This window comes from Hyalangium ruber, from assembly GCF_034259325.1.
Taxonomy (GTDB): domain Bacteria; phylum Myxococcota; class Myxococcia; order Myxococcales; family Myxococcaceae; genus Hyalangium_A; species Hyalangium_A rubrum.
In genome coordinates, this window is record NZ_JAXIVS010000024.1 from 56489 (window position 1) to 75408 (window position 18920).

Consider the following 18920-nt stretch of genomic DNA (forward strand, 5'->3'; position numbering starts at 1 on the left):
GCCCGCTCCAGCCCTTCCAGCACCCTGGAAAAAGACAGTGTGGGCGCACAGTACGGGGTGGGCTTACATCCGTCAAGTCAGAGAAACCGGCTTTCTCAGCCTTCTTGTCACCCCTCCAAGGGGCCGAGGTCCTCGAAGTGCGTCAACCGCTTGAATTCACTGAAGCGGGCGTGGATTTCACGCTGCGTCAACTCGCGCAGACGGTCCAGGCTGAAGCGCTCCACGGTGAAGGAAGCCATGACGCTGCCCATGACCATGGCGCGACGCAGCGTGTCACGATCGAGCTTCTCGGAGGTGGCCAAGGTGCCCATGAAGCCGCCAGCGAAGGTGTCTCCGGCGCCGGTCGGGTCGAACACCTCCTCCAGCGGCATGGCGGGGCAGACGAAGATGTGCTCGCGCTCGAGCAGCAGCGCGCCGTACTCGCCGCGCTTGATGACGACACGGCTGGGGCCCATGCCGAGGATGGCGCGGGCGGCCTTGAGGATGTTGTGCTCGCCGGCGAGCTGGCGCGCCTCGGCGTCGTTGACGAAGAGCAGGTCCACGCGCTTGAGCGTCTGGAGCAGGGCCTGACGGCTGCCCTGGATCCAGAAGTTCATGGTGTCGGCGGCCACGAGGCGGGGGCTCTTCACCTGGTCCAGCACCTGGGACTGGAGCTCCGGGTGGATGTTGCCCAGGAAGACGTGGGTGGGGTTGCGGTAGGACTCGGGCAGCTTGGGCGAGAAGCTCTGGAAGACGTTGAGCTGGGTGTCCAGCGTCTGCGCCTCGTTGAGCTGGTAGCCGTACTTGCCCTTCCAGCGGAAGGTGCGGCCCTTCTCACGGATGAGGCCCTCGAGGTCCACACCACGCGAGCGCAGGAACTGCACGTGCGCTTCGGGGAAGTCCTCGCCCACCACCGCCACGAGCTTCACGGGGTTGAAGAAGGAGGCCGAGGTGGAGAAGAAGGTGGCCGAGCCCCCGAGGACTTCGTCCTTCACCCCGAAGGGGGTTTCCACCGAATCCAGCGCGACCGAGCCAACGACGAGGAGAGACATGGGGCTTCCTGAGAAAGACCAGAGGTGAGCAGTCCGGGCACGGGAGAACGCAGGAGCCGTGCCGCGGCGAGTTACGACGATTGGCGCGCCGGGTCAAGGCGCCGCCGCTAGGGCGTAGGTACGCTCGGAAGCAGGGCCTTCAGGTCATCGTCCGTGAAGAAGATGCCGCCGCCGAAGAAGAAGTCCCGGCCGGCGATCAGCCGGTTCGTGGACTGGTCGCGCTGCTGAGCGTTGAGGATGTCGTCCATGCCGGCGACGACGAAAAGGTGGTCGAACGCCTGGGCGCGCAGCTGGGCGCGGATGCGCGGGTAGCGCAGCTCCTCGGCGGAGAAGTTGAAGGCGTCCAGCTTCAGCGCCAGCGCGTCCTGCAGGAAGTGCAGGTCGGCGCCCACGCCACCGGTGGACTCGATCAGGCCGAAGCGCAGCGTGGTGAAGTAGTAGCGCTTGGCGAACTGGGCGCTGATCTTGAAGGTCTCCTTGGTGATCTTCTGCACCTGCGTCACCGGCTGGCCGGAGCCCGGAGGGTTGGTCTGCACCTCCTGGACCTCCACCATGCCGCGCGGATCGTCGATGATCTCCAGCAGGTAGTACTTGTCCGGCTTGGGGATGAGCCGCAGCGAGAAGCTGTTCTTGGAGCGCCCCTGGGCCGCCAGGTACGTGCTCTGCAGGCCCACCTCCGTCTGTAGGCCGGTGAGGCGCGAGGCGTAGTCGGACACGTCCTCCACCGTCTCGGCGAGCTTCTGGCCCAGGCGCTCGTCGGCCAGCAGCGTGCCCACCGTGCCCTCGCCGTTCTTCACCTTGGCGGTGATCTCCTCCATGTTGCCCAGCGTCCGGTCAAGCTTCTGGAGCGTGTCCTTCAGGCTGGCCACGCCCTCCTTCAGGTCGCCCTCGTTGTTGCCGACGATCTTCTTCACGTCGCCGAGCACCTCGCGCACATCGCGGGTGATCGTCTCGATGTTGTTGACGATGCGGGTGACCTCCGCCTCGTTCTCCTGGGTCAGCCCGCGCACGTCCTCGGACACGCCCTCGAAGTTGGCCAGGATGGCGTTGAGCCGCTCGCCGCTGCTGCGCACCGTGTTGTCCACCGACTCGGACAGGCGGATGAGGTTCTCGACGATGCGCTGCAGGGAGCCAGCGCCCCGCTCTCCGCCCAGCACGTCTCTGAGCGCCGCCGTCACCTGCTGGATGTCGGCGGTGATCTGGCTCAGCGACTGGAAGACGGCCTCCATGCCCTGGGTGTCGATGACCCGGCGGATCTGCCCGTTGTCCGGCATGGGCTGGCCCTGCTCGGTGCCGGGGTTCAGGTCCAACAGGAAGTCACCCAGCAGCGACTCCGAGCGCTTGGTGAGCACCGCGTCCTCGCGCAGGTCCACGTCCCGGCGGATCTTCAGGAAGACCTTGGCGCGCGTGCCCTCGAGGGTGATGGAGCTGATCTCGCCCACGGCGATGCCGGCGATCTGCACGCGGCTCTTGGCGGACAGGCCCGAGGCATCCCGGAAGTAGGCCCACACGGTGGTGGCCTCCTTGTCACTGAGGCCTCCCTTGCGGGTGAACATGAAGAACGCGAAGAAGAAGGCTCCCGCGGTGAGCACCAGCAGTCCTACACGGAACGGCGTGACGAGCTTCTTCACCAGGGCTTACTCCGAGGGGGTCCGGCCGGGGGGACTCTAGCCGTTTGCAGGGTGCGTTCCAGCATTTCCCACCGACCTGCCGGGCTAGATGTTCCCGAACCAGGTCTGCAGGAACAGCTTGACGGCCGGATGCTCGGAGGCGCGCAGCTGCTCGGGTGGGCCGAACTCGACGATCAGCCCCTTGGACAGGAAGGCGATGTAGTCGGCCACGTTGAAGGCCGAGGAGATGTCGTGGCTGATGACGACGCTGGTCACCTTCAGCTTCGCCTGCGCCGCCAGGATCATCTCGTCCACGTAGTCGGTGGTGATGGGGTCCAGGCCGGTGGTGGGCTCGTCATAGAGGACGATCTTCGGCTCCAGCACCACGGCGCGCGCCAGGCCCACGCGCTTGCGCATGCCGCCCGACAGGTCCGAGGGGAACTTGCCCTCCACCGAGGTGGGCATGCCCATGAGGTCCAGCTTCGAGCGGACCCGCTCGCGCACCTGCTCCTCGGACAGCTCCTTGCGGTGCTCGCGCAGCGGGAAGGCCACGTTCTCGAACACCGTCATCGAGTCGAAGAGCGCGGCGGCCTGGAACACCATGCCGAACTTGCGCCGCGCCTGCTCCAGCTCCCGGTCTCCCAGCGGGACGAGATCCTCCCCGTCCACGAGCACCTGGCCGCTGTCGGGCTTGAGCAGGCCGATCATGTGCTTCATCAGCACCGTCTTGCCCGAGCCCGAGCCGCCGAGAATCACGCAGGTGGCGCCCTCGGGGATGGTGAGGTTGATGCCGGTGAGCACCTTGTGCGCGCCGAACGTCTTGTGCAGGTCGACGATCTGGATCATCGGCCGCTCGGCGGGAGAGGTAGCGGGGGCGGCGCTCATGAATCAGTGCAGCATCACGCCGACGACGAAGTCGAGGATGAAGATGGACAGGGCGCTGGCCACCATGGCCTGGGTGGTGGCCTGACCCACGCCCTTGGCGCCGCCCGAGGCGTTGAAGCCCTTGTAGCAGCACACCAGCGACACCGAGAGGCCGAAGACGGCCGCCTTGATGAGGCCCTCATAGAGATCGATGGGGTCGAGCCACTGCTGGGTGCGGTTGAGGAAGGTGCCGGCGGAGATGCCCTTGAGGATGACGGACACCATGTACGAGCCGCCCATGCCCGCGGTGTTGAAGAGCATGGTGAGCGCCGGCACCATGATGAGGCTCGAGAGCACCCGAGGCACCAGCAGGTACTGGATGGGGTTGACGGCCATGGTCTCCAGGGCGTCCACCTGCTCGGTGACGCGCATGGTGCCCAGCTCCGTACACATGGAGGAGCCTGCTCGCATGGTCACCATGAGGGCGGAGAACACCGGGGCCAGCTCGCGCGTGAGGGTGAGCGCCACCGTGGGGCCCACCATGCTCTCGGCGTCGAACAGCTCGAAGGCGCGCGCCGACTGGTGGGCCATCACCATGCCGGTGAACATGCCCGTCAGCCCCACGATGAAGATGGAGCCCACCCCCACGAAGTCCAGCTGCGCGAAGAAGTTCTGCAGCCGGAAAGGCCGCCGGAACGTCCAACGGAAAACCTGGAAGCCCAGGTAGGCCACGCCCCCCACATCGCTGATGGCGGCTACGGCGCCCTTTCCGAAGTTCTCCACCGACTGCTGGAGGAGGCTTGGCTCCTTGGGGGGTTGGTCTGCGTTCTCAGTGGCCATGGCGGGTAGGACCTACTCTACGTGCCCGAGGCCCGGGCACAAGTGCCGGCCTTCATTGGGTTGTACGTCTCGGGGTGGATCGCTATCTTGCGCGCCCCGTTTTTCTTTTCACGACAGCAGGACTTTCACGATGGCTACTCAGAAGGTTGGCGGCGAGGTCGACGCGCTCTGCACCCGCTGCAAGCTCTCCCTGGCGCATACCATCCTCGCGATGGTGGGCACCAAAATCGCTCGGGTGCGCTGCAACACCTGCGGAGGTGACCACGCCTACCGCAGCGCCCCGGGAACGACCGATCGTCCCTCCGCCTCCACCACGTCGCGCGCCAGCAGCAGCTCGCGCTCCAGCACTCCCCGGGCCGAGAAGCCCGAGAAGGTCGTCATCTCCTTCGAGGAGCAGCTGGCCGGCAAGGACATCGCCAACGCCCCCAAGTACAGCCCCAAGGACACCTATAAGGTGGACCAGGTCATTCAGCATCCCACCTTCGGGTTGGGGCTGGTGACCGTGGTTCGAGGCGACAAGGTGGACATCGCCTTCAAGTCGGAGACGAAGACGCTGGTCCACGGCCGCGGAGGCGCTCCCGCCGAGCGCCCCGCCTTCCAGCCGCCCAGCGCGCGGCAGTCGGGGCCTGCGGACAAGCCGGTCGCACCTTCGCCCACAGAGGGCGCGGAGGCCGCGCCGCCGGAGGCTTCGGCTCCTTCCGTGCCAGCCGAGGATTGACCTGAAGCCCAGGGAGCGGTGAACTGCGCCGGGGATTTCTCCATGCGCGCGGTGCTCCTGCTTTCCCTGGCTGTCCTCACCCTGCCCCGCGTCGCGGTGGCGGTGGCGCCGGAGGTTCGAGCAGAGCCGGCGCGGGTGGTGCTCGGCCGGGATGTGGGGGTGCGGCTGGAGGTCCGGGTGCCGGCGGGAGCCGGGCCGGTGCGGGCCGCCGCTTCCTCGGGGAGCTTCGCGCAGCCGGTGGTGGAGTCGGGCCCGGTGCGGGTGTTCCAGTGGACGCCGCCGGAGGTCCGCTACCCGCTGGCCGCCATCCTGGTCTTCTGGGAGGAGGGGCGCAGCGGGACTCCCGAGGTGGCCGTCGTCCGTGTCCCGCTGCTGGGGCGCACCACGCTGCCCATCACCACGGATCCCGGCGCGGAGGTGGTGATCGAGATCGCCGAGGCGCAGTTCGGGCCCGTGAAGGCCGATCGCCGCGGCAAGGCGAAGGTGCCCGTGGAGGTGCCCCCCGGAGTGAAGGACGCGCGCGTGCTGGCCACGCGGGGAGCACTGAAGACGGATCGCCGCGTGCCGCTGGAAGTGCCACCCCACAAGCCGCTGGTGGCCGTGTTCCCGCAGGAGCCCCTGCCCCGTTCGGGTGGATGGCTGGTGGTGGCGGGCGAAGGCAGCGTGGAGGCTTCGGCGCTGCAGCTCACCGTCGAGGGGGCGCGCGTGGCTCCCGAGCCGGGTGCTCCCGGCAGGTACCGGGTGAGCCCGCTCCAGGATGCGGAAAGCGTCTCCGTGGAGGTGAAGCGCCGGGACGCCGCGGACAGCGCTCGAGCGCAGGCCTCCGTCATTCCGGGCGAACCGGTGGAAGTGCCAGCGCCTACCGTGGCGCAAGCCGCTCCCGTTCGCCGGGGACTCGCCGTCCACCTGCTGGCCGGGGGCTTCTTCGCGGGAGGCGCCAATCGAGGGCCCTCGGCGGCCCTGGGCGTGTCCTATGCCCTGCCCGTCTGGAACGGCCGGCTCGCGGCGGAGCTGGAGGTCGGCCTGCGCCGTGCCGCGCTCGAGGCGCGGATCGAAGGCTACGGGACGTTGCACTCACGCGTGCTCGCGGGGCCGGTGCTGGCCTCGGCGCGGATGGCCGTCCTGGAGCGCTCGGCCTTCACGCTGTATGGCCGTACGGGCCTGGGCGTGATGCCCTTCCAGCACGTGGTCTCCAGTGACTTTCAGCCCGGCTTCGATGAGAGCAGGCTGGGCCTCATGGCCTTCCTCTCCGCGCAAGGGGCGTACCGCTTCGGGCGCGTGAGCGGCCTGGTGGAACTGCGTGCGGAGTATGGCCCCGCCCACACTTCGCGCCTCGATGCACAGCTGGGCGGCGTGGGCGCAACCCTCGGTGTGAGGTACGAACCATGAACCGCGTCACCGGCGTACTGCTCACCCTGCTCCTGCTGGGAGGCTGCGAGCCCGCTCCGCTGCCAGTGCCGTCGATCCTCTCCGTGGAGCCCGAGCAGATCGTCGAGGGCGGCCCCGCGGTGCTCGTGGTCCGGGTGGACGCGGTGCTGCCCGTCTCGGTGGACTATGGGAACGAGAGCGTGGATCCGGCTCAGCTCGAGCTGAAGCTGCGCGTCGCCGGGGTGCCGACCGAGATCGCCTTCGCCGATCCCGATGGCACACTGGTGGCGCCATTGCCCGAGGGGCTCCCCCTGGGCGCCTATGACATCGGCGTGGCGATGACGGATGGCCGCGAGGCCGTGCGCGGAGCCGCCTTCTCCGTCGTGCCCGCGTCCACGCTCTCGGACCCGCCCGGTGGCGGTGGCAAGGATCCACGTCACCCGCCCCATCCTGGCGGAGGCATCGTCCGGGGAGGCCTGACCGGCTTCCAGATCGACCCCATCCGGGATCAGGTCCGGGGAGTTCCGTTCCGGGTCACCGTGCGGGCCCTGGGGCCGGGCGCGAATACCTACCAGGGCGAGCTGTCCTTGCGCGCCAACCGGGGAAGAGTGGAATCCGGCAGGCCGGGGCGCTTCGACACCGGCGTCCTCGTGGAGGAGATCTCCCTGCACCACCCAGGTCCCAACATCTACCTCATGATCGAGGACTCGCTGGGCAATCGGGGACTGTCGAACTCCTTCCGGGTGCGACCGCACTGAGCGGGCACTGCTCCGGTTATGCTGTCCCTCGTGAATCGATGGACCTCCCTGCTTGGCCTGGTGCTGTGTGCCTGTGGCTCCTCCGAGCCACCGATGCCTTCCATCGCGTCCGTGACGCCTCAGCGCATCTCGACCAGTGAGTGCGTCGCGCTGGCGGTCGAGCTGAACGGCGCGCTGCCGCTGAAGCTGGACTACGCCAAGGACTCGGTGGAGCTGCTCTCGCTGGGAGCGCTGGGCATCGCGGACCGGAGCTTCTCCATCCTCCGGATGGAGGACCAGGGACGGCGGCTCCTCACCGAGGTGCCCGCGGGGCTGCCCGTGGGGGTCCAGGACGTGCGCGTGACGCTCGCGGATGGCCAGCAACTGGTGCGCCCGGCGGCCTTCGAGGTGACCCGGCCGCTGGTGCTCGAGGGGTTCCAGATCGAATACGTGCTGGATCAGGTGCGCCAGGTGCCCTTCACGCTGACGATCCGGGTGACAGGGCCGGACGCGAAGCTCTTCCAGAGCCGGGTGAAGCTGCGCTCCAACCGGGCCCGCATCGAGCCGGCTTTGAGCGCGCCCTTCGTGGAAGGGGTGCTCGTGCAGGAAGTCACGATGGATGACGCTGCGGGCAACAACGTCCTCATCGAGGTGGAGGACTGTACGGGTCGGGTGGTTAAGTCGAACGAGTTCCGCCTCGACTCGAGGCCGTGACGTGTACCGCCACCTGCTGGGAGACCACCACATGGACTTGATTGGGCAGCTCACGCAGCACCTCGGAGTCAATCCGCAGCAAGCGCAGGGGCTCGCTGGCTCCGTGCTGGGCCTGGTCCAGGGCACCGTGAAGGAGAAGCTCGGAGAGGACGCCGCGAGCCAGGTGGGTCGTGCGGTGCCCGAACTGCAGGGCTGGCAGCAGGCGGCTCAGGCGGCGGCGCCCGCGTCGGACACGGGCGGCGGGATGTTGGGCGCGCTCGGCGGGATGCTGGGCGGTGGGAGCTCGCAAGGCGGCGGCCTGGGCGGGATGCTGGGCGCGCTCGGCGGGGCCGCGTCCCAGGCTGGTGACGTGGCGGCGCTCGTGTCGCTGGCCCAGCGGTTCAACATCGACTCGAGCAAGGCCATGCTGGTGGCCCCGCTCGTCCTCGACTTCCTCAAGTCGCGGCTCGATCCAGGGCTGGTGAGCAAGATCCTCTCCGTGGTGCCGATGCTGGCTGGCGGCGGCTCGGGTGGACCGGGTGGAGGTGGGCTCGGCGGCGCGCTCGGCGGACTGCTGGGCTGAGCTCCTTCACCGGCTCTCGCTGCCGCGCTGAAAGGCGGCGGTCAGGAAGCGCTCCACGGCCCAGGTGGTGATCTGCCCACCCGGGCCCGCGGGGTTCGCGTCGCAGCCGTGGGTGGCCCAGGGCAGCTCGAGTTCCAGGTGGGGCACCTTGGCCTCGTTCAGGCGCCGGGCGAGACGTCGGCTCTGCTCGGCGAAGACCAGCTCGTCCCGGGTCCCATGGACCAACAGCGTGGGAGGCGAGCTGGGAATCACGAAGTCGATGGGCGAAGCCGCGTCGAAGTGCTCCTGGACCTGGGCGGGCGTTCCTCCGAGGTACTCGCGTAGCGTCTTCGGGCTGTCCATCACCCTGGGGTTGGTGGGGTTGGCCCAGCCCCAGTTCATATCGGTGGGCGCATACAGCGCGACGACGGCGCGGATCGCGGGATCGCGGGCGGTATAGGCGGCGAGCAGGGCCAGCTGGCCTCCCGCGGAGCGCCCGAGGAAGGCGATGCGCGAGGCGTCGAGCTCCAGCTGGGAGGCGTTCTCCCGCAGCCAGGCCAGGGCCGCGAGCACGTCGTCTCGCTGGCTGGGGAAGGTGTGCCGGGGCGCGAGCCGGTAGTTGATCGCCGCGACGGCGACGCCCCGGGCGGCGAGATAGCTGTTCAGCCAGTCGAGCTGGGTGCTGTCCCCACTGTTCCAGGAGCCTCCGTGAACCACCACCACGAGCGGCAGGGGCCGGGGCGCATCCGGGCTCCGGTACAGATCGAGCTGCAGCACATGGCCATCGACTTCCCGGTAGGTGTGCCGGGTGGGCACCACCTTGGGGGTGGAGACCGAGAGCAGATCACCCAAAACGAGGGGCGAGGTCCGAGCCGGAGCACCTGGGCGCCCCTGCGGCAGGACGGGGCCGAAGGTCTGCGCGAAGCGCGCCTCCAGTCCCTTCACGTAGCCGAGGGCTCGACCCAGCGAGGAGAGCAGGAGGAGCGCGGCCAGCGCGGCCAGCCCCCAGGCGATCTGGGAGCCCAGGCCCACGCCGCCCGGCAGCAGCAACAAGAGGAGCGGAAAGACGGCCAGGACGTGCCCCCACTCGGTCGCGGCCACCGCGGGCTTCCAGAGGGAGCCCACGGGGGCCTTGAAGAACCCGAGCAGTCCCAGCCCGAACAACAGGCTGGAGAGAATCAGACGCAGGATGTCGAGCAGTTCCACGAAAGGGACTCCCAGCAGAACCTAGATGTTGATGCGCGAGCTGACCGTTCGGATGTCCATGCCCAGCGCTGAGAACTCGGTAGCGTGGGCGCGCAGCATCTCCACCAGCCTCGGGTGTACGTCATCCTCCTCGTTGGTCAGGAGGAAGCCGTAGTTGGTCTTGGACAGCATCCAGGAGATCCACAGCATCTCGGTGGCCTGGTCCGGAGGCGGAGCGGTGTCCAGATCGTCCTCGGACGGCAGGCGCCCGTCCTTGCCCCAGCGCAGCCCCAGGCAGGCGTACTGAACCTCGCCGGCGTCGTCCCATTGGAGGTTGTTGGCCCAGGCGTGCCGGAAGGTCGCGAAGTAGATGACGTAGCGGCAGAGCTGCTTGAGCGCCTCCAGCTCGCCGGGCTGGGGGGCGTCGGTCTGGGTCACCGCGCTCACGGCCCGGGGCGGCGGCTGAGCGGCCTTCTCGTCCAGGTTCATGCGCTCGGAGCGCACGAACCACGGCGCGTCCTTCCCCGCCACCCGCGCCCGCAGGTAGCGGCACACGAAGGCGGGCACCGAGTGGGCCACGAGATCCTCCGAGAAGCGGCGAACCTCCTTCCACTGCGCCACCACCGCGTTGCCGTGCTCGGCGAAGAAGGCGTCGACGTGCTCGCCGAGCAGCTTCCAGAACAGCTGCGCGGCGTGAGCGTAGCGGTGCCCTTCGCACACCGGCGTCGCGGGTGAGAACCCCCGCCAGTCGTAGCTGCCCATCAGGTGCTGCAGCCGCTCCTCGACCCCCTTCTCGGTCAACGCGCTGGCGCGGGTGACGTAGCCGCTCGGGCCGATCAGGAAGCTGTTGGCGGACTGATTGATGAGCACCACCTCCCGCAGGTGGGGCAGGAGCAGCCAGCGAACGGGGTTCCATCGCAGGTTCCGGTGCGCGGCGACGGCGTACTGCTCGACGTTGAAGTGACACTGCCCGAGGTGGTTGCCCAGCTCGGTGTCCAGCGTCGCGCTCACCCGGGCGATGCGCTTGGCGGCCTCCCAGTCCGGGCCATCCTCGGGTGTGAAGGTCCTGCGGGTGATCGGCGATCCAGGCGCCGTCGCCCCGGGCTCCCGCAGCCCCAGGATGATGCGCACGGGCAGCACCCGGCCCTCCACCAGCCGCAGCCGCACGTCGACGTCGGGCAGGCAGTGGATGCCGTCCTGTTCATAGGCGTTCCACGGGAAGTAGAGCCGGAAGGCGTTCGGATCGCCGGGGACCTCGGGGTCCCGGTCCAGGATCGTCGCGAACATGCCGTTGAGCAGGCGTTCGCCGAAGAAGGCATCACTGCGGGAGGAGCCCGGCTCCTGCCGCTCCATGCGGACGGTCATCGACTCGGGATAGTCGGCCTGCAGCTTCTCCATGCTGGGAACCCGCCCCAGGCGGATCTGGAGGAGGTGCTGGCGCTTGACGAGCTCGATGGGATTGACGGCCTTCAACATCGCCAGGGAGCGCCCCGGGGCATAGGCCGTCGGAGGGGTGCCCTCCTCGTTGACGAGCAGCCGGGCCAGGGGCGTGCTCGGATCGTATTCCCAGTAGGGCAGCCGGAGCGTGCCGAAGTCGTAATGGAGCCCGCCGTGATCGTCCGGTCCCCGCTGCGAGCCGATGCGCCGCCAGCTCTCCACCACCCGCCCATCCTTGCGGAAGGTGTGCTGGGGCTCGAAGAAGAGGAGCTCCAGATCCGGCAGGTCCCCGCTCCCCGCATCCGCGGGATCGTAGCGGATGGCGAAGTGCCCCTCGGCGTCCGTGAAGCCCTCGCCCAGGAAGTCGTCCGGAGCACCAGGGTCCCGGTCCCACAGCTCGACCTTCAGGTGGTGCAGCGGAATGGGGCCCTGGGGGCCGTCCTGCTCGAAGACGAGGCGCCCGGTGGCGACGGCGGGGAGCGTGGCGAGGTCCCGGGTGGGCCGAGGCCGCACGCGCGGAGCCAGCTCGCGGCTGACCGCGGCGCGCTCTTCGGGACCCAGGCTCGCGTACCACCGGGCCAGTTCGGAGGGTTCGAGGAGGTTTGACTCGCCGTCTCGGGTCCTGACACCCAGAAAGGACAGCAGGCGGCGCAGCGGGCCGCGAGAGGCGGGGCTCATGCCAAAAGGAAGGTATCAGAGAGTCGAAGTGCCCAGTAGTGTTGCATTCCGGTCAATCCATGGTCTGGAATAGCCGCCCATTGGGGATTCCATGACCGTCACCTACAAGCTCACGATCCGCACGAGCGCCAAGCTCGGCTCGGGGACGAACGCCGAGATCGGCGTCAGCATGGTCGGGACGAAGGGCGAGAGCGAGAAGTACAAGCTGGACAAGCGCTTCCACAATGACTTCGAGGCCGGGTCGGAGGGCGTCTACGACATCCAGACGCGCGATCTCGGCGAGCTGCTCCTGCTTCGGTTCACCAACGCGGGGGGAGGCCTGGCGGGCGACTGGCTGCTCGACTCCGTCCACGTCACCGCGGGAGAGAAGCGCTGGTACTTCCCCTACTTCCGCTGGGTCGTGAGCGGCTCAACGGCCGAGGTCCTCGAAGGCACGGCGCGGCTCCCGCAGCACGCGCGCAACGAGCGTGAGGCATCCGCCCGTGGCGAGCAGCTCGAGAGCCGCAAGGCGCTGTATGTCTGGCGCCCCGCCGAGGCGACCGCCCAGCTTCCCGGCGCGCTCGACATCAGCAAGGAGCGGCCGCTCCCGAAGGATGAGCGCTACCGGGGGCTGACCGACGGTAGCTACGAGGCCGTCTTCGCCAAGACGATGGCGGCGATCAAGCTGCACATGCCCGTGCTGGCCAACGCCTGGAACGGGCTGGTGGACATCTTCGATGTCTTCAAGCGCATCGAGCTGCCCCGGATCGCCCAGCGGTGGCAGGACGACTACGAGTTCGCGCGCCAGGCCGTGCAGGGCATCAGCCCGGTCCACATCCAGTCCATCACCGCCCTGCCCGAAGGGCTGCCGCTCACCGACAGCGAGCTGCGAGGCCTCCTCTCTCCGGGCACCTCGCTGGAGCAGGCCCTGGCGGCGAAGCGGGTCTTCCTGCTGGACTTCGAGATCCTGGAAGACATCGCGATGTACCGGCACGTCAACAAGGACGGTGTCGAGGAGCAGCGCTGGGCGCCGGCCTCCCGATGCCTCCTGTATCTCGACGACACCCGGCAGCTCCGGCCGATCGCGATCCAGCTCGGCCGCGATCCCGCGCAGGATCCGGTGTTCACGCCAAATGACGCCGAGCACGACTGGCTCGCCGCGAAGATCTACGTGCGCTGCAGCGAGGGCAACACCCACCAGATGGTCGGGCACGCGCTGCGGACGCACTTCGTGGCGGAGCCGTTCGTCATGGCGACGATGCGCAACCTCCCGGACCCGCACCCTGTCTACAAGCTGATGCGGCGCCACTTCCGCTACACGCTGGCGATCAACGAGGGAGCGCGCCAGGGCCTGCTCGCCGAGGGCGGCGTGTTCGATGCCTTCATCGCCACGGGAGGTCCTGACAAGGGCCACCTGCAGCTGGGCAAGAAGGGCTTCGTGCGCTGGAAGCTGGCGGACAACAAGCCACGGCCGGACATCGAGCGCCGAGGTGTCCTCGATCCGGCGGTCCTCCCCCACTACCCCTACCGGGACGACGCGCTGCCGCTGTGGGATGCGATCGAGGAGTACGTCGGCGATGTGCTCCGGCACTTCTACAAGTCCGATGCCGACCTCGTGAACGACCCCGAGATGCAGGCTTGGTGGGCGGATCTGACCGAGCGAGGGCTGCCCGTCGAGAAGCTCCCCTGCACGCAGCTCACGCGCGTGGCGGACCTCGTCGACATGCTCGCCACGGTGATCTTCACGGTCAGCGTTCAGCACGCGGCGGTGAACTACCTCCAATACGAGCACTACGCCTTCGTGCCGAACGCGCCGCTGTGCATGCGCCAGCCGCCGCCGAGGACGAAGGGAGTGCTCGGCCCGAACGACATCGCCGAGATGATCCCATCCAAGTCCCAGACGCTCTGGCAGGTCGCCATCGGTCGCGCGCTCTCCAGCTTCGGTGAGGACGAGGAGTTCCTGCTCCACGAGGGCGGATGGCGCGAGGAGTACTTCCAGGAGCCCGAGCTGGTAGCGATCCGCGAGCGGTTCCACGAGCGCCTGCGCGCCCAGCTTGCCGCGGTGAAGGCGCGCAACGCCAAGAGCGATGCGCCCTACACCGTCCTGCAGGCTGACAAGATCCCCTGCGGGATCACCATCTGAGGCGCCCACCCGTGCCGAACCTGCTCTCTCGCAGCGTGTTCAACCTGCTCTTCGGCTCCAGGCGCAAAGGCCTGGAGTCCCTCCCGGGGCCACAGCCCGGCATTCTCGGCACCGTCGGCGACTTCATCGGGGCCTCGCCCTGGGACGTCTGCGCGCGTTATGGCCGCGAGTACGGCGGAATCACCTTGATCTGGATGGGCCCCAGCCCGGCACTGGTGCTCAACGATCCGGCGCTCATCGAGCAGGTGCTCGACTCCCGCCGGATGGAGTTCGAGAAGGGCGCGATCAGCGATCAGATCCGGCCGAGCGTCCCGCACGACACACTCTTCATCGCCAAGCTGAACGAGGACTGGGCGGAGAAGCGCAGGGCCGACCCCTTCGAGCAGCCGTGGTACGAGGACTGGCTGGCCGCCCAGGTGGGCCCGATGCAGGTGTCGATCGCGGAGGCCGTGGAGTCCCTCATCGGGCAAGCGTCGATCGATCTCACCCCCGCGCTGCGCCGGATGACCGCCGACGCGTTCACCGTCGCGGCGGTCGGAGAGAAGCTCCCGGAGCCGGTGTTCGTGGACTTCATGCTGCTCGCCCAAGCGGCGGACGCGCGAATCCAGGCGAAGCTCCCCTTGAAGTTCGTCTCTCCGCCCAAGGGCTTCGAGGCCGCCCGGGCCCGCTTCTACGGGTACTTCGCCGAACGGGCCCGCGCGGCACGCCAAGCACGCAACCCGAGCGCGGTGGACCTGCTGTCGCGGATGCTGCGCGAGATGCCCCAGCTCGATGACCTGGCGCTGGCGCACATCCTCGGAGCGCTCTACTTCGGCGGTGTCTTCTCCACGAGCACCACCCTGGTCGGGGCGTTCCACCAACTCCAGAAGCACGCTGCCGCCGAGGAGCGCCTCGCTGCCGAGGCCGCCACGCTGGCCGAGGCCAGGCTGACCCTGGAGAGGCTGCGCGGCGCGCACTGGATCGAGGCCATCGCGTATGAGTCGATGAGGCTCCTGCCGGCGGTGCGCATCTTCACCCGTACGCCGGTGGCCGACGCGAAGCTCGCCGGCGTTACCCTGCCCGCGGGTTCGCTGATCATGATCTCGAACCAGCACCTGCACCGCGATCCCTCCTACTGGCGTGACGCGGACACCTTCGATCCCTCCCGGTGGCTGGACGGCGGCGTGGCGCGCGACCCGCTAGGGAGCGGTCACTTCTTCCCATTCGGGCGTGGACCCCGAGCATGCGTGGGTGGCGCCTTCGCGGTGGCCGTCCTGCAGACGGCGCTCGCGACAATCGCCGCTCGCGTGAAGGTCCACGTAGACTCGACAGAGCCCTTCGAGGAGGGCTTCTTCTTCGGGGTGGTCCTCCCGAAAGGCGTTACTGGCAAGCTCGTCCCTCGCGTCGCCTCCCGTCCCACCTCCCTCGTGGAATCCGCATGACCCTGTTTCGACACCCTAGAGACCGCATCCCCGTTCTGCTGTTCGCGTGCATGTTCGCGTTGGACCTGACGGTGTACTTCACGGCCACCAACTGGTGGTTCCCGATCCTGTGGCTGGGCCTGGGGGTGATTCCCAAGGGCTGGATCTGCGCGTGGAACCACCACCACCAGCACGTGCCGATGTTCCGGCACACCCTGCCCAACCGCCTGCTCGAGGTGGTGTTCGGCTTCCTGACGGGAGTGACCTCGCACGCGTGGTTCCTGCACCACGTGGTCGGCCACCACCGCAACTACCTGGACCAGGAGAAGGACGAGTCACGCTGGAAGCGCCGGGATGGCACGACCATGGGAGAGCTGGAGTATTCGTTCTTCAATGCCCTGGTGGCCTACCCCCGGGCGTTCAAGGTAGGGCTGCAGCACCCGCGAGCGCTGCGAACCTTCCTGGTGATGGGCGTGCTGCAGGTGGCGCTGCTGGGCCTGCTGTTCTGGCACAACTGGTACAACGCGCTCTGCGTCTTCCTGCTGCCCATGTGCGTGTCGTTGTACGTGACGGTCTGGGCCACCTACTTCCACCACACGGGGCTCGAGACGACGGAGCACAGCCATGCCTCGTACAACATCGTTCATCGGGGCTACAACCTGATGACGGGCAACCTCGGCTACCACGCCGCGCACCACGCGAAGCACGGCCTGCACTGGTCGCAGCTGCCCGAACTGCACGCGCAGATGGCGAAGGACATTCCCCCCACCCTCTACCGGCAGGCGGGCATTCCGTTCGTGTGGTTCGGCTCGGGGGCGAAGGTGGAACTGAGCCCCTCGGAAGTCGAGGCGCTTGCCCAGTACGGCCGCACCGCGCGCACCTGAGCGCTCAGGTGCCGCGCTCCTCGTGCTCGAAGGCAGAGATTCGAGCGAGCTGATCCAGCGCCGCGGTGAGGCTCGGGCCGGCGACGTCCCGAGCGAGGCTCCGTACCCACGGAGCCCGGTCGAGGCGGTCCGCGAACCGCCGGCAGGCCCACACCATGGCGGGAATGAACGCCAGCCCGAACAGCAGGTTGGCGAGCAGGTACTTGGCACCCAGCAGCGCGTACGCATCCAACCCCGGCAGCACCCGCAGGCCGACGATCAAGAGCGGTGTCCAGAGAAGTGGAGCGAGCAGCATCACCGCCTGCGTGGTCCGGATCCTGGCCACGCGCAGAGACTCCAAGCGGCGCTGGATCTCGATCACCGGGGCGTCGTAGTCGATGGCACTGGCCATCACCCATTCCCGGATCGTCGAGATGAGCACGCCCAGGACCACGAGGTGCAGGGAGAGGGCTGGGACGAGGAAGCGGAACTCGGAGAGGTGCGCGGCGATGAACGCGCCCATGGCCACCACGGCCACCCCGTCGATGACCAGCCGGATGGCGATCATCGCCCGTACGCGCTGCATCGCGGACTTCGTCTTGTCGAGATCCAGGGTGCGCAGCCGCCGCCGATTGAGGCGGAGCACCTCATCCAACCGTCGATCCTGCGCAGCCCAACGCTGCCGAAGCTCATCGAGTTCCATGGTCAAGCCTCCATGTCGCGTAGGTGGTCCCGGAGCCGCTCTTTCAGGCGTCCAATCCGGGTGGCCACATTGGTGGTGCTGATGCCGAGCACCTCGGCGATCTCGGCGTGGCTGTGGCCGTCCAGGTAGAGCATCGCCAGGGCCTTGTTCAGGTCATCGAGTTGGGCAATGGAGCGGTAGAGGAGCTCGATCTCTTCCGTCGGCTCCGAGCCCGCCTCGCCGACGACCTGGAGCACCTCGTCGCCAGCGGCGGTGAGGTGCTGGTGCCGAGTGCTCTCGCGGCGCTGGAAGGAGATCGCCACGTTGAGGGCGATGCGGTACATCCAGGTCGAGAACGGGTACCGCGCGTCGTAGCGAGGGAATGACTTCCACAACTGGACGATGGTCTCCTGCACCAGGTCATCCTGGTCGGAGGCCGTGCGGCCGTAGGCTCTCGCCACCTTGTAAAGGATCCGTCGGTGGTCCTCTACGAGGGCGAGGAAGCGTTCTTGTGGGTCCAGTTCGGCCATCGCGATCCCGTGGGTGCCTCCAGCGCTTTCGGCGCCTGGGTAGCTCTCACCCCGTTATTCGCGGCAGGTCGACGGATATCACACGGGGTGTTTTTTTCTTCGCTTCCCTTGGCCAGAGGGGGCAGCGTACCGAGCGCCCGGAGGATGGACTCCCTCCTCGGGTCCTTGGTTCACGGGAGGCTCTCCCCGAATTTAACCTGTGCCCCTCTCACGAGGAGGGGTGACCCATGCTGCTACCGCGAGCAACCGCGCTGCTGATGGCACTGGTGGTCGGGTGCAATGGTACTTCGAGAATCGTTCACTCGGACACGGGCAAGGGTGGAAGCATCGTCATCCGCATTCCCCGCTCCAACCAGGCAGCGCCGGTGAAGTTGGAAGCAGATGAGTTCGCTCCTGCTTTTCGAGGCGTGGCTCGACAGGTGCGTCTGCTCGGTACTGCTCGAGAAACCGTGCGCAGGACGTTCCTGTTGGACACGCTCAGCCTCGATACGCTGAGCGGCGATTTCCTCTATCTGCCCCGAGACAGGAAGCTGGTCCCCATGGGAGGGGGGGCTTCGCTGGAAGGGGCGCTGACCGCGGAGGAAGAGAAGCTGGCGGATGACTACAGGGGCTGGTGCTCTCGCGCACATGGCTTCGTGGGAGACTGTCTCGGGGGCGCACTGGTAGGTGGGCGCTACTTGGACCTGCAAGGCCGTTATGTCCTGGCACTGGCCCTCAGTAAGAGCCCCGTCATCTCCGAAATGCAGGCCGCGCTGGGGGAGATGGTCAGCTTCCAAGCGATCATGAGTGCGGCGCTATGGATGATCATGACCCTGCTGGTTCTGCTCGCGATACCAGAGCCGGTGACCAAGGGGCTGGCGGCCAGTCTGGCCGTGGTCCTGATTTTCTGGGTGGGGATCGAGACGCTCTACAACCTCGTGACGGGCTGGCTCGAATTGGCGCAAGAGGTGACGTCCGCCACCACCTTCGAGGAGCTCCGCGCGGCAGGCGAGAGGTACGGCAAGCGGATCGGACGCGATGCAGCGCGGGTTCTTGCCATGCTCGCGGTAGCCGCCATCGGCCAGACAGCTCAGGGATTCGCGGGGAAGGTGCAGACGCTGCCCGGCTCGGCACAGGTGGCCACACAGGCCGAAGCGCAGGCAGGCTTCTCGCTATCCGCGGCCGGGATGGTGGAGGAGGTGGCAGTGACGGCCGAGGGCTTCAGCATGACCTTGCCACCGGGCGTGGTGGCCATGGCGGCAGGGGCGGGTCGGGGCAATGACACCTGCATCGAAACGCACCACATCGCGACCATCTGCAACGACAAGTCTGCCTCGCGGGGTGGTCCGTGGACTCCCAGGTTCCGGGAGCTTTTCGCCAAAGCGGGAATGAAGCTGAACGACCCAGCGAACAGGCTGCCCGTTCAGGGACACAAAGGGCCACACCCTGAGCGGTACCATCGAATCGTGTATGACCGTGTCGTCAGGGCGACGGCCACTTGCCGAAGCATCACGGAGTGTCGTGCGAAGCTGACGCAGACGCTCGAGAGACTGGCGCAGGAGATCGGCACGCCAGGGACAGAACTCAACCAACTCGTCACCCAGGGCAATCCACGATAGAG

Annotated in this window: 17 protein-coding genes; 9 read left to right on the forward strand and 8 right to left on the reverse strand. The window is 67.8% G+C overall.

What is annotated here, in order from left to right; all coding sequences use genetic code 11:
* Nucleotides 1-107 precede the first annotated feature (107 nt).
* The 4 genes from SYV04_RS41220 to SYV04_RS41235 all read right to left on the reverse strand — a co-directional run bounded on the left by SYV04_RS41220 (nucleotide 108) and on the right by SYV04_RS41235 (nucleotide 4345).
* On the reverse strand, nucleotides 108-1031 hold the full coding sequence (locus SYV04_RS41220) for a PfkB family carbohydrate kinase (RefSeq protein WP_321551590.1): 924 nt from the start codon (nucleotides 1029-1031) through the stop codon (nucleotides 108-110).
* Between the two features lie 107 nt (nucleotides 1032-1138).
* The gene (locus SYV04_RS41225) at nucleotides 1139-2662 is read right to left on the reverse strand and encodes an MlaD family protein (protein WP_321551591.1); all 1524 of its coding nucleotides are present in this window, start codon (nucleotides 2660-2662) and stop codon (nucleotides 1139-1141) included.
* 84 nt (nucleotides 2663-2746) lie between these two features.
* The gene (locus SYV04_RS41230; protein WP_321551629.1) at nucleotides 2747-3487 is read right to left on the reverse strand and encodes an ABC transporter ATP-binding protein; all 741 of its coding nucleotides are present in this window, start codon (nucleotides 3485-3487) and stop codon (nucleotides 2747-2749) included.
* Between the two features lie 42 nt (nucleotides 3488-3529).
* Nucleotides 3530-4345, reverse strand: coding sequence for an MlaE family ABC transporter permease (locus SYV04_RS41235; RefSeq protein WP_321551592.1), 816 nt, complete (start codon nucleotides 4343-4345; stop codon nucleotides 3530-3532).
* A gap of 130 nt (nucleotides 4346-4475) precedes the next feature.
* Between SYV04_RS41235 and SYV04_RS41240 the strand changes: the two genes are divergently transcribed.
* The 5 genes from SYV04_RS41240 to SYV04_RS41260 all read left to right on the forward strand — a co-directional run bounded on the left by SYV04_RS41240 (nucleotide 4476) and on the right by SYV04_RS41260 (nucleotide 8444).
* A complete protein-coding gene (locus SYV04_RS41240; protein ID WP_321551593.1) occupies nucleotides 4476-5063 on the forward strand; it encodes a hypothetical protein in 588 nt (195 codons plus the stop codon).
* A 42-nt stretch (nucleotides 5064-5105) separates the two neighbouring features.
* On the forward strand, nucleotides 5106-6452 hold the full coding sequence (locus SYV04_RS41245; protein WP_321551594.1) for a hypothetical protein: 1347 nt from the start codon (nucleotides 5106-5108) through the stop codon (nucleotides 6450-6452).
* Nucleotides 6449-7189, forward strand: coding sequence for a hypothetical protein (locus SYV04_RS41250; protein ID WP_321551595.1), 741 nt, complete (start codon nucleotides 6449-6451; stop codon nucleotides 7187-7189). Before SYV04_RS41245 ends, SYV04_RS41250 begins: the two co-directional genes overlap by 4 nt.
* Before the next feature lie 93 nt (nucleotides 7190-7282).
* Nucleotides 7283-7882 (forward strand): hypothetical protein, encoded by a 600-nt coding sequence (locus tag SYV04_RS41255; protein ID WP_321551596.1) that lies wholly within the window; start codon nucleotides 7283-7285, stop codon nucleotides 7880-7882.
* Nucleotide 7883: 1 nt separating this feature from the next.
* Entirely contained in the window at nucleotides 7884-8444 is a 561-nt protein-coding gene (locus SYV04_RS41260) for a DUF2780 domain-containing protein (RefSeq protein WP_321551597.1), read from the forward strand.
* A gap of 6 nt (nucleotides 8445-8450) precedes the next feature.
* Here the strand turns inward: SYV04_RS41260 and SYV04_RS41265 are convergent, their stop codons facing one another.
* Entirely contained in the window at nucleotides 8451-9629 is a 1179-nt protein-coding gene (locus tag SYV04_RS41265) for an alpha/beta hydrolase (protein WP_321551598.1), read from the reverse strand.
* 21 nt (nucleotides 9630-9650) lie between these two features.
* Entirely contained in the window at nucleotides 9651-11723 is a 2073-nt protein-coding gene (locus SYV04_RS41270; protein ID WP_321551599.1) for a lipoxygenase family protein, read from the reverse strand.
* 91 nt (nucleotides 11724-11814) lie between these two features.
* Between SYV04_RS41270 and SYV04_RS41275 the strand changes: the two genes are divergently transcribed.
* From SYV04_RS41275 to SYV04_RS41285, 3 genes are read left to right on the forward strand one after another with little or no spacing between them, the layout of a single operon-like run.
* On the forward strand, nucleotides 11815-13845 hold the full coding sequence (locus SYV04_RS41275; RefSeq protein WP_321551600.1) for a lipoxygenase family protein: 2031 nt from the start codon (nucleotides 11815-11817) through the stop codon (nucleotides 13843-13845).
* A gap of 11 nt (nucleotides 13846-13856) precedes the next feature.
* A complete protein-coding gene (locus SYV04_RS41280) occupies nucleotides 13857-15266 on the forward strand; it encodes a cytochrome P450 (protein WP_321551601.1) in 1410 nt (469 codons plus the stop codon).
* Nucleotides 15263-16129 carry a fatty acid desaturase family protein gene (locus SYV04_RS41285; protein WP_321551602.1) on the forward strand — a complete coding sequence of 289 codons (867 nt, stop codon included), beginning with the start codon at nucleotides 15263-15265 and terminating at the stop codon, nucleotides 16127-16129. Before SYV04_RS41280 ends, SYV04_RS41285 begins: the two co-directional genes overlap by 4 nt.
* 4 nt (nucleotides 16130-16133) lie before the next feature.
* On the opposite strand, the gene SYV04_RS41290 is transcribed toward SYV04_RS41285, so the two are convergent.
* Nucleotides 16134-16811, reverse strand: coding sequence for a hypothetical protein (locus SYV04_RS41290; RefSeq protein WP_321551603.1), 678 nt, complete (start codon nucleotides 16809-16811; stop codon nucleotides 16134-16136).
* A gap of 2 nt (nucleotides 16812-16813) precedes the next feature.
* The gene (locus SYV04_RS41295) at nucleotides 16814-17320 is read right to left on the reverse strand and encodes an RNA polymerase sigma factor (protein WP_321551604.1); all 507 of its coding nucleotides are present in this window, start codon (nucleotides 17318-17320) and stop codon (nucleotides 16814-16816) included.
* 227 nt (nucleotides 17321-17547) lie between these two features.
* Here SYV04_RS41295 and SYV04_RS41300 point away from each other — a divergent pair, with 227 nt between their 5' ends.
* Entirely contained in the window at nucleotides 17548-18918 is a 1371-nt protein-coding gene (locus SYV04_RS41300; protein WP_321551605.1) for an AHH domain-containing protein, read from the forward strand.
* Nucleotides 18919-18920: the final 2 nt, after the last annotated feature.

Coding starts and splice junctions, on each gene's coding strand:
- SYV04_RS41220 (WP_321551590.1), bottom strand. CDS start 1,031: ATGTCTCTCCTCGTCGTTGGCTCGGTCGCGCTGGATTCGGTGGAAACC.
- SYV04_RS41230 (WP_321551629.1), bottom strand. CDS start 3,487: ATGATCCAGATCGTCGACCTGCACAAGACGTTCGGCGCGCACAAGGTG.
- SYV04_RS41235 (WP_321551592.1), bottom strand. CDS start 4,345: ATGGCCACTGAGAACGCAGACCAACCCCCCAAGGAGCCAAGCCTCCTC.
- SYV04_RS41240 (WP_321551593.1), top strand. CDS start 4,476: ATGGCTACTCAGAAGGTTGGCGGCGAGGTCGACGCGCTCTGCACCCGC.
- SYV04_RS41245 (WP_321551594.1), top strand. CDS start 5,106: ATGCGCGCGGTGCTCCTGCTTTCCCTGGCTGTCCTCACCCTGCCCCGC.
- SYV04_RS41250 (WP_321551595.1), top strand. CDS start 6,449: ATGAACCGCGTCACCGGCGTACTGCTCACCCTGCTCCTGCTGGGAGGC.
- SYV04_RS41255 (WP_321551596.1), top strand. CDS start 7,283: ATGCCTTCCATCGCGTCCGTGACGCCTCAGCGCATCTCGACCAGTGAG.
- SYV04_RS41270 (WP_321551599.1), bottom strand. CDS start 11,723: ATGAGCCCCGCCTCTCGCGGCCCGCTGCGCCGCCTGCTGTCCTTTCTG.
- SYV04_RS41275 (WP_321551600.1), top strand. CDS start 11,815: ATGACCGTCACCTACAAGCTCACGATCCGCACGAGCGCCAAGCTCGGC.
- SYV04_RS41285 (WP_321551602.1), top strand. CDS start 15,263: ATGACCCTGTTTCGACACCCTAGAGACCGCATCCCCGTTCTGCTGTTC.
- SYV04_RS41290 (WP_321551603.1), bottom strand. CDS start 16,811: ATGGAACTCGATGAGCTTCGGCAGCGTTGGGCTGCGCAGGATCGACGG.
- SYV04_RS41295 (WP_321551604.1), bottom strand. CDS start 17,320: ATGGCCGAACTGGACCCACAAGAACGCTTCCTCGCCCTCGTAGAGGAC.
- SYV04_RS41300 (WP_321551605.1), top strand. CDS start 17,548: ATGCTGCTACCGCGAGCAACCGCGCTGCTGATGGCACTGGTGGTCGGG.